The sequence below is a fragment of the Paraburkholderia solisilvae genome (assembly GCF_902859875.1).
GTDB classification, from domain to species: domain Bacteria; phylum Pseudomonadota; class Gammaproteobacteria; order Burkholderiales; family Burkholderiaceae; genus Paraburkholderia; species Paraburkholderia solisilvae.
In genome coordinates, this window is record NZ_CADIKF010000044.1 from 25,086 (window position 1) to 40,078 (window position 14,993).

At 64.1% G+C, this 14,993-nt stretch carries 14 protein-coding genes; 11 read left to right on the forward strand and 3 right to left on the reverse strand.

The genetic code is table 11. The features are described from left to right. Nucleotides 1-127 precede the first annotated feature (127 nt). Nucleotides 128-1,324 carry an MFS transporter gene (locus tag HV675_RS23605; protein ID WP_417629472.1) on the forward strand — a complete coding sequence of 399 codons (1,197 nt, stop codon included), beginning with the start codon at nt 128-130 and terminating at the stop codon, nt 1,322-1,324. A 340-nt stretch (nt 1,325-1,664) separates the two neighbouring features. Next, entirely contained in the window at nt 1,665-1,847 is a 183-nt protein-coding gene (locus HV675_RS23610; RefSeq protein ID WP_175113717.1) for a hypothetical protein, read from the forward strand. 125 nt (nt 1,848-1,972) lie between these two features. Here HV675_RS23610 and mgrA read toward each other — a convergent pair whose 3' ends face one another. After that, the gene (gene mgrA, locus HV675_RS23615) at nt 1,973-3,016 is read right to left on the reverse strand and encodes an L-glyceraldehyde 3-phosphate reductase (RefSeq protein ID WP_175113719.1); all 1,044 of its coding nucleotides are present in this window, start codon (nt 3,014-3,016) and stop codon (nt 1,973-1,975) included. A 268-nt stretch (nt 3,017-3,284) separates the two neighbouring features. Between mgrA and HV675_RS23620 the strand changes: the two genes are divergently transcribed. Continuing rightward, the gene (locus HV675_RS23620; protein WP_175113721.1) at nt 3,285-3,488 is read left to right on the forward strand and encodes a DUF3185 family protein; all 204 of its coding nucleotides are present in this window, start codon (nt 3,285-3,287) and stop codon (nt 3,486-3,488) included. Nucleotides 3,489-3,684: 196 nt separating this feature from the next. Here HV675_RS23620 and HV675_RS23625 read toward each other — a convergent pair whose 3' ends face one another. After that, nucleotides 3,685-4,446 carry a phytanoyl-CoA dioxygenase family protein gene (locus HV675_RS23625; RefSeq protein ID WP_175113723.1) on the reverse strand — a complete coding sequence of 254 codons (762 nt, stop codon included), beginning with the start codon at nt 4,444-4,446 and terminating at the stop codon, nt 3,685-3,687. Nucleotides 4,447-4,890: 444 nt separating this feature from the next. Here HV675_RS23625 and HV675_RS23630 point away from each other — a divergent pair, with 444 nt between their 5' ends. After that, nucleotides 4,891-5,265: a hypothetical protein gene (locus HV675_RS23630; protein WP_175113725.1), complete on the forward strand. Its 375-nt coding sequence runs from the start codon at nt 4,891-4,893 to the stop codon at nt 5,263-5,265. Nucleotides 5,266-5,552: 287 nt separating this feature from the next. Here the strand turns inward: HV675_RS23630 and metK are convergent, their stop codons facing one another. Further along, nucleotides 5,553-6,740, reverse strand: a complete 1,188-nt coding sequence (gene metK / locus HV675_RS23635) for a methionine adenosyltransferase (protein WP_175113727.1) — start codon at nt 6,738-6,740, stop codon at nt 5,553-5,555. 307 nt (nt 6,741-7,047) lie between these two features. Between metK and HV675_RS23640 the strand changes: the two genes are divergently transcribed. From HV675_RS23640 to dksA, 7 genes are all read left to right on the forward strand, one after another. Then, entirely contained in the window at nt 7,048-7,932 is an 885-nt protein-coding gene (locus tag HV675_RS23640; RefSeq protein WP_175113729.1) for a lipid A biosynthesis lauroyl acyltransferase, read from the forward strand. Nucleotides 7,933-8,220: 288 nt separating this feature from the next. Then, the gene (gene dapF, locus HV675_RS23645) at nt 8,221-9,078 is read left to right on the forward strand and encodes a diaminopimelate epimerase (protein WP_175113731.1); all 858 of its coding nucleotides are present in this window, start codon (nt 8,221-8,223) and stop codon (nt 9,076-9,078) included. Nucleotides 9,079-9,130: 52 nt separating this feature from the next. Then, the gene (locus HV675_RS23650) at nt 9,131-9,904 is read left to right on the forward strand and encodes a DUF484 family protein (RefSeq protein ID WP_175113733.1); all 774 of its coding nucleotides are present in this window, start codon (nt 9,131-9,133) and stop codon (nt 9,902-9,904) included. Between the two features lie 70 nt (nt 9,905-9,974). Next, nucleotides 9,975-10,898: a tyrosine recombinase XerC gene (gene xerC, locus HV675_RS23655; protein ID WP_175113734.1), complete on the forward strand. Its 924-nt coding sequence runs from the start codon at nt 9,975-9,977 to the stop codon at nt 10,896-10,898. Between the two features lie 453 nt (nt 10,899-11,351). Then, entirely contained in the window at nt 11,352-12,554 is a 1,203-nt protein-coding gene (locus tag HV675_RS23660) for a class I SAM-dependent rRNA methyltransferase (RefSeq protein ID WP_175113736.1), read from the forward strand. A 371-nt stretch (nt 12,555-12,925) separates the two neighbouring features. Then, nucleotides 12,926-14,014, forward strand: a complete 1,089-nt coding sequence (locus HV675_RS23665) for a CobW family GTP-binding protein (protein WP_175113777.1) — start codon at nt 12,926-12,928, stop codon at nt 14,012-14,014. Nucleotides 14,015-14,553: 539 nt separating this feature from the next. Then, nucleotides 14,554-14,973, forward strand: a complete 420-nt coding sequence (dksA, locus tag HV675_RS23670; protein ID WP_175113738.1) for an RNA polymerase-binding protein DksA — start codon at nt 14,554-14,556, stop codon at nt 14,971-14,973. Nucleotides 14,974-14,993 lie beyond the last annotated feature (20 nt).

The following is a 14,993-nucleotide window of genomic DNA, read 5'->3' on the forward strand; positions in this document are numbered from 1 at the left end:
GGTTTTCAGGGAGATTCCGTTCGTGACCGCACCGCCGGAATGCAAGCGGGGCTCGGCTTCGGCTGTTCCTTCTTCGTCTGCTTCTTCATCTGCTTCTTCGTCTGCCACGTCCCCCTCTCCATCCGGCATTCCGTTCCTCGAGCGCGGTACACGCGCTTACTGGCGAGCCAGCCTGGCATTGCTGTTCGCCGGCTATGCGACGTTTTCCCTGCTCTATTGCGTGCAGCCGCTGCTGCCGGCCTTTTCGGCGAGCTTTGGCGTGAGTCCTGCGCAAAGCAGTCTGTCGTTGTCGCTGACCACCGCGATGCTCGCTTTCGCGATTTTCGTGGCCGGATTCGTCTCTGAAGGATGGAGCCGGCACAAGCTGATGACCGCATCGCTCACCGCATCGGCGCTGCTGACACTCGCGGTGGCCTTCACGCCGCATTGGGGAGCGCTGCTGTTGTTGCGTGCGCTCGAAGGCATCGCGCTAGGCGGCGTGCCGGCGGTCGCGATGGCGTATCTCGCGGAAGAAGTTCATCCGGATGGCCTCGGGCTCGCGATGGGCCTCTATGTCGGGGGCACCGCGATTGGCGGAATGGCCGGGCGCGTGATCACCGGCATCGTCGCGGATCTGTTTTCATGGCGCGTGTCGATCGGCACGATCGGCGTGCTCGGTATTCTGGCGATGCTCGCCTTTCGCGCACTGCTGCCGCCGTCCCGCCATTTCGTGCCCCGTCGCGGCCTGAGCTTCGCGCATCATCGCGGCGCGCTGCTCAAGCAGTTCGCGCGGCCGGGCCTGCGTCTGCTGTTCCTGATGGGTTTCGTGCTGATGGGCAGCTTCGTCACGCTGTACAACTACATCGGCTACCGTCTGCTCGCGCCGCCGTTCAATCTGAGCCAGACCGCGATCGGCAGCATCTTCGTCGTCTATCTGACCGGCGTCGTCGCGTCGCCGTGGTCCGGCCGCATGGCCGACACCTTCGGCCGCGCGCGCGTGCTGAGCGGCGCGCTCGTGCTGATGCTGATCGGCGTTGCATTGACGATGCTGCATTCGCTCACGGCTATCGCGGGCGGCATCGCGTGCTTCACGTTCGGCTTTTTCGCGGGTCACGCGGTGGCGAGCGGCTGGGTCGGGCGTCTCGCCAAAGAAGCGAAGGGGCAAGCCGCGGCACTTTATCTGCTCGCGTATTACCTGGGTTCGAGCATCGTCGGCTCGTACGGCGGGCATGTCTGGACCTCGCACGCATGGAACGGCGTCGCGGGACTCGTGACGTCGCTGCTGCTGATCGGCATCGCAGGCGCGTCACGGCTGCGGAGTCAGGAGCGCGCCGGCAACGCGTAAGCGATGCCGGCCGCGTGTGCGCCAAACCACCCAAGCGGGCATCAACACGCATATTCAGAAAGCTCGACGTAAGCGTGCGTCACGCTTTTCGCGAGCTTGCGAGAACCTCGCGAAAAACCGCTCAGCCCCGCCCGGTTTGACTTTGCAGCCGACGCGAAGGCACGTTGCGGACGCTCGCGAGCTACTTCGGCATCCGCAACGTCACCTATACTCAAATCGAGCGTTGCAGCGGCATCATCACTACAAGAACGACCGCGCGGCCGCTCGATTCGCCGCACCATTCCGGCCAGACGCTGAAGCGCCCATCCGGCGATGACGGCAATAATGGAAGGAGACAAACATGACCTATTTCACAGTGAGTGATTTCATTCTGGTCATTCCGATGGCGCTGGCCGGCGCGCTTTTTCTCGGCGCTTTGCCATGCAACTCGGCACTCAAGCATAACTCGCTGCGGGTATTGGGCGCGCTGCTAGGCGTGATGTTCGCGGTGGTGCTGGTCGAAGGTCTGCCCGCGCTCGTGTAGCGGCGCGCAGATAGTCGGGTCTCCAGAACGTAAAAAAGCCGCCTGACGGCGGCTTGCCTCGCAATCGGGTCAAGCGGACCAGGTGGACGAGGTGGACGAATCACATCGTCCGGGCGGCTGCGCGCTCAGACGCGCTGGTCCGTCGACGGCTTCTCCCACAGATTCACCCCACCTTCGGTCGCATAGCGATCGATCTCCGCGAGTTCGTCCTTCGTGAACGACAGGTTGGCCAGTGCGCCGACATTTTCGCGCACCTGTTGCGGCTTGCTCGCGCCGATCAGCACCGACGTCACGCGCGGGTCGCGCAGCGCCCAGGCGAGCGCCATCTGCGCGAGACTCTGGCCGCGGCGCTGCGCGATCTCGTTCAGCTTGCGGATGTGTTCGAGGTTTTGCTCATTCAGATGCTCGCGGTTGAACGAGTCGCCGCCCGCCTTGTTGATGCGCGCATCCGCCGGGATGCCGTTCACGTACTTGCCGGTCAGCAGACCCTGCGCGAGCGGCGTGAACGCGATCGTGCCGGCGCCTGCTTCTTCGAGCGTATCGAGCAGGCCGTGCTCGATCCAGCGGTTCAGCATGTTGTACGCCGGTTGATGAATCAGCAGCGGAACCTTGTACTCGCGCAACAGCGCGACCATCTCGCGGGTCTTCGCCGCCGAATACGACGAGATGCCGATGTACAGCGCCTTGCCTTGCTGCACGGCCGTGGCGAGTGCGCTTGCGGTTTCCTCGAGCGGCGTGTCCGCGTCGAAGCGATGCGAGTAGAAGATATCGACGTAGTCGAGCCCCATCCGCTGGAGGCTCTGATCGAGGCTCGCAAGCACGTACTTGCGCGAACCGCCGCCCTGGCCGTACGGACCCGGCCACATGTCCCAGCCGGCCTTCGACGAAATCAGCAGTTCGTCGCGGTAGGGCTTGAAGTCTTCCTTGAAGAGACGCCCGAAGTTGATCTCCGCGCTGCCGTACGGCGGCCCGTAGTTGTTCGCGAGATCGAAGTGCGTGACACCGAGGTCGAACGACGTGCGCAGGATTTCACGCTGCGTCGAAAGCGGCGTCGTGTCGCCGAAGTTGTGCCACAAACCGAGCGACAGCGCCGGCAGCTTGAGGCCGGACTTGCCGCAAACGCGGTATTGCATGTCGGAATAGCGTGCTGAAGCTGCTTCGTAAGCCATGGCTCGAATCCTTGATTCTTGATGAAAACCGCTGGAAGACTTCGGGGGAGCGCGGCATCGCATGTGCGATGCGCCAATCGTATTCGTACGAAAGTTCGTACGACGAATGCGTTATGGTAGCCAATCGGTGCGCGTGCTGCATGTGCATCGCGCGCCGGCCCACACTGCGGGATCAGGCAGAATGACGCGCGCCGGCACCGCTTGTCCATGCAACGTGGCCGGCCGCAAACATCGACTTCAAGATAACTACTGCAGGGAGAACTTTGCAATGACCAAGGCGGTTTCAGTTGCGTTGCTCGTCGGCGGCATCGTGCTGCTGTATTTCGGCGGACAGTCGTTTCACTCGTTCAGCAATGACGTCTCGCGCGTATTCACCGGCGCGCCGACCAACAAGACGATCTGGCTGCTGGCCGGCGGCGTGGTCGCGACCATTGCCGGGCTGGTCGGGCTGACGCTGTCGGGCAAACGCTAGGAGCGGGAAACCGGCGCGCGGAACGCGCGCCACATGGCGCGGTGGTTTCTTTTTACGTGCTTTGTGTGACTTGTGAATATGCGCAAGCCACAGCGTTTATGAATGACTTGGTGTGCGCCCGCGAAGCGGCCCGGTACGCTGCATGCGACCCGCGCATGCGCGCGGATGACCGTGTCGCCGTGTTGCCGGCAACGAATCAGAACGCCACTTCCGGCATCGACGCCGAACGCGAACCCGGCAACGGCACATTGCTCGCACCGTGATAAGTGAACACGAGCGAAAATTTCACATCGTTCGTCAGGTTCTTGCCGGCCGAATGCAGCGTGTTGCAGTGGAAAAATACGACGTCTCCGGCATTCAGCTCCGGCGACACTGCGGTCTGAATCACCGCCTGGTTTTCCGGCAGATCGGAGCGGAAGAATTTTGCGTCGTCGAAACGACCGGACGTGAGCGCGGTGGTATGCGATCCCGGCACCAGCCACAACGCGCCGTTATCGACCGTCTCGCGGCCCAGCGCGAACCACACCGACACCAGATCGTCACGCTCGAACGACCAGTAACGCGCGTCACGGTGCCAGCCGGTCAGGCTGCCGTATGCAGGGTGCTTGGTCATCATGCAGTTGTGGTGCGCGCGTGACAGACGCGGCTCCTCGCCGAAATACAGTTCCATCCACCCGCGGATATCGGGAGACGTGGCCGATTCGCGAAAGAGCGCGTGGCGCGCGTAGGCGTCGAGCAGCCGCCGCACCGTATGCCCACCGGGCGCGTGCTTCGAATCGGGCGCGCCCGGATAGCGCAGGTCTGCCTCGAATTCGAGCGGCGCGGCCGCAGCGGCGAGTTGCTGTTGCGCGACCTGCTTCAGTTCGCCGCAGCGCTCGGGCGACACGAGACCCGGCACGATCACGAAACCTTGCTCGCGCAGCACTTCTACCTGTTCTTTCTTCGATTGAACCGACATGGATGTTTCCGGTTGCGTTCGACTGCCGAAACTCGATTGTAAAACGCGCCGGATCGAGTGGGGCAGTATCGGATGAGGGCATGCCGCACGTTGCGGATGCAACAATGCACATCATTCGACGCGTCGCACAGTGAAGGACGCGATCGGTGTGCGGCAGGAGACCGGTCAGCGACAGGCCGAACGTGTCTTTCGCAGCGTAGCGGGACTGGCCGCAAGGGTAAAAACCCGACTTCCGGCCGTCATCGATCGCGTGTAGCCTGCACGCATGTCGATTGCAATCATCGATTCGTCTTTGCGCGCGCGGCCATACAGGGCCGTCGGCGCGGTCTTTCATCATTCGTCAGGCTTTTGCGACCGGAGCGCCCGCGCCCGCCTTTGCATTGTCATGCTGGCACGGTTGCTGCACTGTCCGTGCGCGCACCCTACCGCCTGAAACACACGCTAATGCATACATTTCTGAGCACCCGACTCACGCGCGCCGCACTCACGGCCGCACGCCCTGCGCGCCGCCGTGTCGTGCGCGCGCTGCGGCATCACTCGGCGCGCACCCGCGCGCTCGCCGAACAATGGCGCGATGCCAGCCCCGTCGACAGCGTTCGCACGTGGTTTCGCACCTTCTTTTCGACACTGGGAATGCAGCGCGCATCGCGCCGCTTCTCGCTACGCTCGCTGCTGTCGCGCCGGCCGATGCCGCTGCGTATCACCGCTGGCGCAGGCGGACCGAATGCCGTGCGCGCGCAGCAGGTCACGCACGGCACGAGCCGCCGGCCACGCCGCACATCGACGACCAGTACTGGCTGGTTCGTGTTCGCCCACTAGTTTTCGTTCGTTCACCATCCGTTCGCGTCGCGCGCTCGAGCACGCATCTGCGCTGCTGACGCCCGCTTGCCGTGCACGGCGTGAGCAATCGGCTGCGCGCCGCCGATGCCGACCGGATCGTCCGTCATAACGTCGGACGTAAACGACAACACCCTGCAAGCGCGTTACGCCTGCAGGGTGCATGAGAACAGCTTCGGAATAACCTCGGCGGACCCGGGTTCGCTTCGCCGCGATGCACCGCAAGTGCATTCGTCGCGAAGCGAAACCGTCGAGCCGGACCTGCGCCGTTACGCGATCGCCACAACCGGCTCGGTGCCGGCGGCTTCGGCCAGCGCGAGCGCCTTGTCGGTCGCTTCCCACGAGAATTCCGGCTCTTCGCGGCCGAAGTGGCCATAAGCCGCAGTCTTCTCATAGATCGGACGCAGCAGATCGAGCATCTGGATGATGCCCTTCGGACGCAGGTCGAAGTGCTCGAGCACGAGACGCTGAATGGTCGCATCGGACACGCGGCCCGTGCCGAACGTGTTGACCATCACCGACGTCGGCTGCGCCACGCCGATCGCGTAGGAAACCTGAATCAGCGCACGCGAGGCGAGGCCCGCCGCGACGATGTTCTTCGCGACATAGCGGCCCGCATACGCGGCCGAACGGTCGACCTTCGACGGATCCTTGCCCGAGAACGCGCCGCCGCCGTGCGGAGCCGCGCCGCCGTACGTATCGACGATGATCTTGCGGCCGGTCAGACCGCAATCGCCTTGCGGACCACCGATCACGAAACGGCCGGTCGGGTTCACGAGGTACTTGATGTCGCCTTTGATCAGATCGGCCGGCAGCGTCGGCTTGATCACTTCTTCGATCACCGCTTCGCGCAGCGTCGACAGTTCGATTTCCGGTGCATGCTGGGTGGACAGCACGACGGTGTCGATCGAATGCGGCTTGCCGTCGACGTAACGGACCGTGACCTGCGACTTCGCATCCGGACGCAGCCACGGCAGACGGCCGTCGCGGCGCAGATTCGCCTGGCGTTCGACAAGGCGGTGCGACAGGTGGATCGGCAGCGGCATCAGTTCCGGCGTTTCCTCGCACGCGTAGCCGAACATCAGGCCCTGGTCGCCCGCGCCCTGATCGAGGTTGTTGTCGTGCGCGCGGTCCACGCCTTGCGCGATGTCCGGCGACTGCTTGTCGTACGCGACGAGCACCGCGCAACCGCGGTAGTCGATGCCGTAATCGGTGTTGTCGTAGCCGATGCGCTTGATGGTTTCGCGCGCGACCTGGATGTAGTCGACGTTGGCCGTCGTGGTGATTTCACCGGCCAGCACGACGAGACCCGTGTTGCACAGCGTTTCAGCCGCTACGCGCGAGTATTTGTCCTGCGCGAGGATCGCATCGAGAATCGCGTCGGAGATTTGGTCCGCGACCTTGTCGGGATGGCCTTCGGAAACGGATTCGGAGGTGAAGAGAAAGTCATTTGCCACGTTACAGACTCCTTGTTATGTGGATACGGTTGAGTTTCACGTAGCCAACTTCTTGAGTCTGAAGCGGCGACGCTTTAGCGGATTTCCCTTCCGGCTGCGCTACCCGACGACCTGTTCAATTGCTCCAGATCGACGGAAATAAAGCGCTTCCGGCTTCGCCCCGCAAGTTGTCTATTAACTCGGCGAAGCCCGTATTATAGCGACTTCTTCCAATCGCCACAGAGTAACCACGCGTGCCGTATTCCTATCCGCCCCCCGTCCAGCCGCGCCGCGCGCGCTCCTTCGCAGGTCCGCGTCGAGGAATCGCATGCTGAGCCGCCTCGGGCCGAAGCTGGCCATCGGGCTGCTCAAGTTGTTCGCGCTGCTGCCTTACGGGTTCGTTGCGCGACTGGGCGACGGCCTTGGCTGGCTGCTCTACCAGATTCCGAGCCGGCGCCGGCGCATCGTCCATATCAACCTGAAGCTGTGCTTTCCGGAATGGAGCGACGAGGTTCGCGAAGATATCGCGCAGAAGCATTTTCGCCATGCGATCCGCAGCTATCTGGAGCGCAGCGTCCAGTGGTTCGGTTCGGCGAAAAAGCTCGAAAAGCTGGTGCAGCTCGATAGCGAAATCGACCTGACCGATCCGAACTTGCCGCCGACGCTCTTTCTCGGCTTCCACTTCGTCGGTATCGAGGCGGGCTCGATTTTCCTCAATTACTCGCTGCGGCGGCCGTGCGGCTCGCTTTATCAGCCGATGTCGAATCCGGAACTCGAAGCGGTCGCGAAAGCGGCGCGCGGCCGCTTCGACGCGGAAATGGCAAGCCGCGCGGACAGCGCGCGCGTGGTGCTGCGCTGGCTGCGCGAGCGCAAACCGGTGATGCTCGGCGCCGATATGGACTACGGCATGCGCAATTCGACGTTCGTGCCGTTCTTCGGCGTGCCGACCTGCACGCTGACCGCCGTCGGCCGGCTGGCGAAGGTCGGGCGCGCGCAGGTGGTGCCGTTCATCGGCGAGGTGCTGCCGAACTACAAAGGCTACCGGCTGAGGGTGTTCAAGCCGTGGGACCACTATCCGAGCGGCGATGACGAGGCCGACGCGCGCCGCATGAACGCGTTCCTCGAGGAGCAGATTCCGCGCATGCCCGAGCAGTATTACTGGGTGCACAAGCGCTTCAAGACTCGTCCGCCGGGCGAGCCGGGGTTTTATTGAACGGGCGGCGGCGAGCGGCGGTTCGGCGAGGTTCGCCCTCGTTCATCCTCCGGATCTCAGACCGGATTGCGCCGGGAAATGGTGCGGGAAATGGTGCGGGAAATGGCGCGGGAAATGGCGCGGGAAACGATGCGCGAGGCTGCACGCCCAGCCGTACGTGAAACCGCACGTAAAACCCCGCAACGGACCACGCGCCGCATGCGCGCCAGATGGACGCCGTGCCGGCGCGCCGGCCTGCGGCGCCACGCGACATACGGCAGGACTTCCGAGGTCACTTACAATAGCGGCATGAAACTGAAATTCACCAAGATGCACGGCGCGGGCAACGACTTCGTCGTGCTCGACGGCTATACGCGGCCAGTCAATCTGAGCGCCGCGCAGGTGCGCGCGCTCGCGAACCGTCATTTCGGCGTCGGCGCGGACCAGCTGCTGCTGGTCGAAAAGCCGACCGTCGACGGCGTCGATTTCCGCTATCGCATCTTCAATTGCGACGGCGGCGAGGTCGAGCATTGCGGCAACGGCGCGCGCTGCTTCGTCAAGTTCGTGCGCGACACGGGCCTCACCGATCAACGCAGCGTACGCGTGCAGGTGCAAAACGGCGTGCTCACGTTGACCATGCTTGAAAACGGCGACGTCACCGTCGATATGGGCACGCCAATATTCGAGCCTGCCCGGGTGCCGTTCGATGCGAGCGGCCTCGACGGCCGCCGCGAAGGCGCCGACACGCTGTGGCCGCTCGACGTAAGCGGCGCAATCCGCTGGGTGTCGGTGGTATCGATGGGCAATCCGCACGCGGTGCAGGTGGTCGACGATGTCGAAGCGTTCCCGGTCGGCGTCGACGGCCCGCTCATCGAAACGCATGTGCGCTTTCCGCAACGCGTCAACGCGGGCTTCATGCAGATCGTCTCGCGTCACGAGATCAGACTGCGCGTCCATGAACGCGGCGCCGGCGAGACGCTCGCGTGCGGCACCGGCGCGTGCGCGGCGGTCGCCGCCGGCATCCGGCGCGGCTTGCTGGATACGCCGGTCACCGTGCACACTCACGGCGGCGTGCTGACCATCTCGTGGGCCGGCGGCGACGCGGCGCTGTCGATGGCGGGGCCGGCCGCAACGGTGTTCGAGGGCGAGATCGAGCTCGCCGACTGATTATTTGACCGCCGCGCGGCGCCAACGCTTGTGCGGCTTTTTGGCTGAAACCATGAACGATCGCGAAGTCGCCGACTACCTGCTCGCTAACCCCGAATTCTTCGCGGATCACGCGGAACTGCTTGCGACGGTCCGTCTTGCGAACCCGCACGGCAAGGCCGCGGTGTCGCTGCAGGAACGGCAGATGGAAATGCTGCGCGACAAGAACAAGCTGCTCGAGCGGCGCCTTGCCGAACTGCTGCGCTACGGTCACGAGAACGACAGCATCTCGGCCAAGTTCAATCGCTGGACCGCGCGCGTGATGGCCGCGCGCGATCCGTACGCGCTGCCGCGCACCATTTCATACGGCTTGCGTGAGGTGTTCGACGTGCCGCAGACCGCGCTGCGCGTCTGGGACGTCGCGGAGCCGTACCTGCAAGCGGATTTCACGCGCCAGGTCGGTGAGGAAGTGCGCATTTTCGCCGCCAGCCTCGCCACCCCGTATTGCGGCGCCAACAGCGGGTTCGAAGCCGCGCAGTGGCTGGCGACAACGGCCGCGTCGGGTGAAGCGTCGGGCGCCGTCGAAGCAGGCAATGGAGCAAACGGGGCGAACGGCGCAAGCGGTGGCGCAAGCAGTGCGGGCGGTGGCGCAGGCGGCGACGCGATCGAATCGATCTCGCTGATCGCGCTGCGCGACCCGGAACGCGATGAAACCGGCAACGTGTTCGGGCTGCTCGTGATGGGTTCGCCCGATCCGCGGCGCTTTCACGATGGCATGGCGACCGACTTTCTGACGCAGATCGGCACGCTCGCCAGCGCGGCGCTGAGCCGGCTGCTGCCGCGCTGATCGTGCGCCGGCCATGCGTTCACGTGCCTGCGATGCGCCGCCGCGCGCACGCTGACGGAATGTTCGCATCGTGACGCTCGCCGACCCGGTCGCCGCCTATCTGTCGGGTCTCGAGCACGAGCGGCGGCTGTCCGCGCATACGCTGCGCGGCTATACGCATGAGCTCGACGAGCTGAAGAAACTGGCAAACGGCCGCCCGCTCGAAAGCCTGAGCGCCACCGATATTCGCGGCGCCGTGGTGCGCGCGCATGCGGCCGGCCTGACCGCACGCTCTATCGCGCATCGGTTGTCCGCGTGGCGCGCGTTCTATCGCTGGCTCGCGGGGCGCGTCGCGCTGCCGGCCAATCCGGTCGCGACGGTCCGCGCGCCGAAGCAGGCAAAGACGCTGCCGAAGGCGCTGTCGGTCGACGATACGCACCGGCTGATGGAAGCGCCGGTTGCGGAAAACGCCGAAGCGCTGCGCGATCACGCGATGCTCGAACTGTTCTATTCATCGGGCTTGCGTCTCGCGGAACTGGTCGGCCTCGATGTCCAGTTCGCGGATGCCGACGGCCATCGTTCAGTGGGCTGGCTCAAGCTCGACGCGGCCGAGGTCGAAGTGCTCGGCAAGGGCAATCGCCGGCGGGTCGTGCCGGTCGGCAGCAAGGCGCTCGACGCGTTGCGCGCGTGGCTCGCGGTGCGTGGCGAGTTCGTCCGGCTGGACCCGCATCCGCTGTTCCTTTCGGCGCGGGGCAAGCGGATGTCGCCGAATGCGGTGCGCGAACGCGTGAAGCGCGTGGCGCTGACGGCCGGCATTCCCGCGAACGTGCATCCGCACGTGCTGCGCCACTCGTTCGCGACGCATGTGCTGCAGTCGAGTGGCGATCTGCGCGCGGTGCAGGAGCTGCTCGGCCACGCGAGCATCACGGCAACCCAGGTCTATACGTCGCTCGATTTCCAGCATCTCGCGAAGGTCTACGATCAGGCGCATCCGCGAGCGAAGAAGCGGGACTAGCGGATGGCGGGCGCGGATGCAGATGCAGATGCCGATGCAGATGCAGATGCAGATGCAGATGCAAGCGCGAAAGTGGATGCGGATGCGGGCGAAGCGTACCGTCGACGCGACGTAGCCAGTTGATACGCTGTGCCGCCGCTTCACGGGCGCGCGGATTTCGGCGAGCACATAAGACGACAACGCGAACTGACTGCAACCGCGAGCGATATCGGAAGCGCCGTCGTCCTATTTCGCCCTGCAAGCGCTGCGCTTCGCGACGCACTCGCGCAGTGTCGCGGCGCGCCGCCGACCCTTGTCCACCGTGAGTCGCCATAAGCCGGCATGACGGCATGCTTCGCACCAATGCGGCTACGATACGAGCTTTTTCGCCGGCCATTCTGACCATTTCCAACAGGCCTGAACGCCTGAAGCCGTGCCCCAACGGCCCATTGTTCTGCTGAATACTCAACTTTCATGAATACCGTCACGCTGAAACCGTCGAAGGAAAAATCGCTGTTGCGCCGCCATCCGTGGGTTTATGCAAACGCGATCGACCGGGTCGACGGCAAGCCGGGCGTCGGCGCCACCGTGCTCGTGCGCGCGCACGACGGCCGCTTTCTCGCGCGCGCCGCGTGGAGCCCGCATTCGCAGATCCGCGCACGCGCCTGGAGCTTCGATGAAACCGAGCCGATCGATCACGCGTTCTTCAAGCGCCGCGTGCAACGCGCGCTCGCGCACCGGCAAGCGATGGTGCGCGACACCGGCGCGGTACGGCTGGTTTTCGGCGAAGCGGACGGCTTGCCGGGCCTGATCGTCGACTACTACGTCGCCGACGATGAAACCGCGCGCGGCCAGCTGGTCTGCCAGTTCATGGCGGCGGGCGTCGAAGCGTGGAAGGATGCGATCGTCGCCGCGCTGACCGGTGTGACCGGCTGCCCGAACATCTACGAGCGCTCGGATGTGTCGATCCGCGACAAGGAAGGGCTCGAGCCGATCACCGGCGTGCTGGCCGGCGACGCGCCGCCCGACACGCTGATTGCGAGCGAAAACGGCGTGCGGTACCACGTCGATGTGCGCAATGGCCACAAAACCGGCTTCTACGTCGACCAGCGTGACAACCGCGCGCTGGTTCAGCAGTACGCCGGCGAGCGCGACGTGCTGAACTGCTTCTGCTACACCGGCGGCTTTTCGCTCGCGGCGCTCAAAGGCGGCGCGAAGCGCGTCGTGTCGATCGATTCGTCGGGCGAAGCGCTCGCGCTCGCGCAGCAAAACGTGGTCGCCAACGGCTTCGATGCCGCGCGCGCGACGTGGCTCGACGCCGATGCGTTCAAGACGCTGCGGCGCCTCGCCGACGACGGCGAGCGCTTCGACCTGATCGTGCTGGACCCGCCGAAGTTCGCGCCGTCGCGCGAGCACGTCGACCGGGCGGCGCGCGCCTACAAGGACATCAACCTGAGCGGCTTCCGGCTGCTGCGTCCGGGCGGGCTGCTGTTCACGTACTCGTGCTCAGGCGCGATCGATGCTGATCTGTTCCAGAAGATCGTCGCGGGCGCGGCGGCGGATGCGCGCGTCGACGCGCGGATTCTGAAGCGCCTCGGCGCCGGCGTCGATCATCCGCTGCTCACGGCCTTCCCGGAAGGCGAATACCTGAAAGGCCTATTGTTGCAAATCGCGTGATCGCCCATAGTTCGGTGTGTTTCCCGTACGCGAACGGCGGCGGCGGACGATGGCGGCAGGCCCGAGGCTGGTAACGGCGACCGGGCGAGGCTGCGGGTCGTGACGGTGGGTCGTGACCCGCGGCCCGCTATATGCCGGTCCGGGTTCCGCTCCGAGCCAGAACCGGCCGGGCGCGCGCTGAGAGTGGACCGGCCACCGGCCACCGCGATGAGCCCGGTCAACCTCCGGCAGCAGGTCCGCAGATATGTTTCAATATCCGGCTCGATCCACCGGCCACGGCCGGCGGTTCCCGCCCCCGATTCACGTGCGGGCCGCATTCCACCCGATGGACCCTCGCATAAACAGACAGGCGATACGACATGGCGACCAACATGATTCCCGTGACCATCCTCACCGGCTTTCTGGGTAGCGGCAAAACCACGCTGCTCAAGCGCATCCTGAACGAGAAGCACGGCATGAAGATCGCCGTGATCGAAAACGAGTTCGGCGAAGAAAACATCGACAATGAGATCCTCGTGCAGGAGTCCAACGAGCAGATCATTCAGATGAGCAACGGCTGCATCTGCTGCACGATCCGCGGCGACCTCGCGCGCGCGTTGGTGGACCTCGTCGCGCAGAAGCAGGCAGGCAAGCTCGATTTCGACCGCGTCGTGATCGAAACCACCGGCCTCGCGAACCCGGGTCCGGTCGCGCAGACCTTCTTCATGGACGACAGCATCGCCGACGAATATCTGCTCGACGCGATCATCACGCTCGTCGACGCCAAGCATGCGAACCATCAGCTCGATGAGCACGAGGTCGTGCAGCGCCAGGTCGGCTTTGCAGACCGGCTCTTCATCACCAAGTCGGATCTGGTCGACGAAGCCGCGCTAGGCGACCTGCGGCATCGCCTGCTGCATATGAACCCGAAAGCGGCCATCAAGGTCGTGAATTTCGGCGAGGCCGACATCAAGGAAATCTTCGATCTGCGCGGCTTCAACCTGAACGCGAAGCTCGAGATCGACCCCGACTTCCTCGCCGAAGACGAACACGATCACGCGCATCACGACCATGACCACGCTCATGACCATGATCACGACCATGCGAACTGCGATCACGAGCATGGTCATTGCGATCACGAAGGCCATGATCACGGCCATCACCACCATCACGCGCATCACGACGACAAGATCAAATCGTTCGTGTATCGCAGCGACCGGCCGTTCGATCCGAACAAGCTCGAGGACTTCCTTGGCGGTATTCTGCAAATCTACGGCGAGCGGCTGTTGCGCTACAAGGGCGTGCTGTATATGAAGGGTGTCGATCGCAAGGTGGTGTTCCAGGGCGTACATCAGATGATGGGCAGCGATCTTGCCGCGAAATGGCAACCGGCCGAGACCAGGACCAACAAGATGGTCTTTATCGGCATCGAACTGCCGCAGGACCTGATTATCGACGGCCTGGACGCGTGCCTTGCTTAAATTTGCTTGAGAGTTGCATTAGGTTGCACCGGTTGTCGCGTACCGATTTAAGACAAGTTCAATGACGCGGCTGAATCGCATCAACGTCCTGCGGTCTAACGCACGTAGGACCATCGCTTTTTAGCGGTTGGCGCGTTATATTTTGGCGATATCCGGGGCTGTGGCAGGGATTGCCCCGGATTGCGGAGCCTTATTGTGATTCAGTTACAATACAGCCCCGCTAGAGAAGCAGATGATTCGCCCGGTCAGCGCGCATCCGTGCCGGGCAAGCAACGGCGCCGGAAAACCTGATCCGGGTAACACGCCGATATGCCGGCAGGCACGCCGGCTCATAACGCGCGCTGCCAGGGAAGCATTGCCTCGGGAGTATCTGTAGATCGGTTCCAGAGGAGTTCGGCCCCGCATCGGCGCTTCGGCGTCACGACAGCCCACCGTCCGTGTTCGCCGGCGCAAGAATCGAGCGTCTTTGACGCGCCTATGCGGGCAACACGAAAGTGCGGGCAAATCACCGTTTGCCTCACATTGAAGAAGCAAGCCAGATGACGACGAAACGACTCTTGACTGAAGCCGAAATCCTGAAGATGAGCGACAAGGATTACATGAACGAGGATCAGCTCGCTTTCTTCAAGAACCGGCTCGAGCAGCTGCAGGCGGAGATTCTCCGCAATGCAGGCCAGACCACCGAGAATCTGCGCGAAACCGTGATCGTGCCGGACCCGGCCGACCGCGCGACGATCGAGGAAGAGCATGCGCTCGAACTGCGCACGCGCGACCGCGAGCGCAAGCTCCTGAAGAAGGTGCAGCAGTCGCTCGGGCGGATCGAATCCGGTGAGTACGGCTGGTGCGAAGAAACCGGCGAACCGATCGGCATCCCGCGTCTGATCGCGCGGCCGACCGCGACGCTGTCGCTCGAAGCGCAGGAGCGCCGCGAGCTGCGCCAGAAGCTGTTCGGCGACTGAACATTGGCAAGACGCGGCGC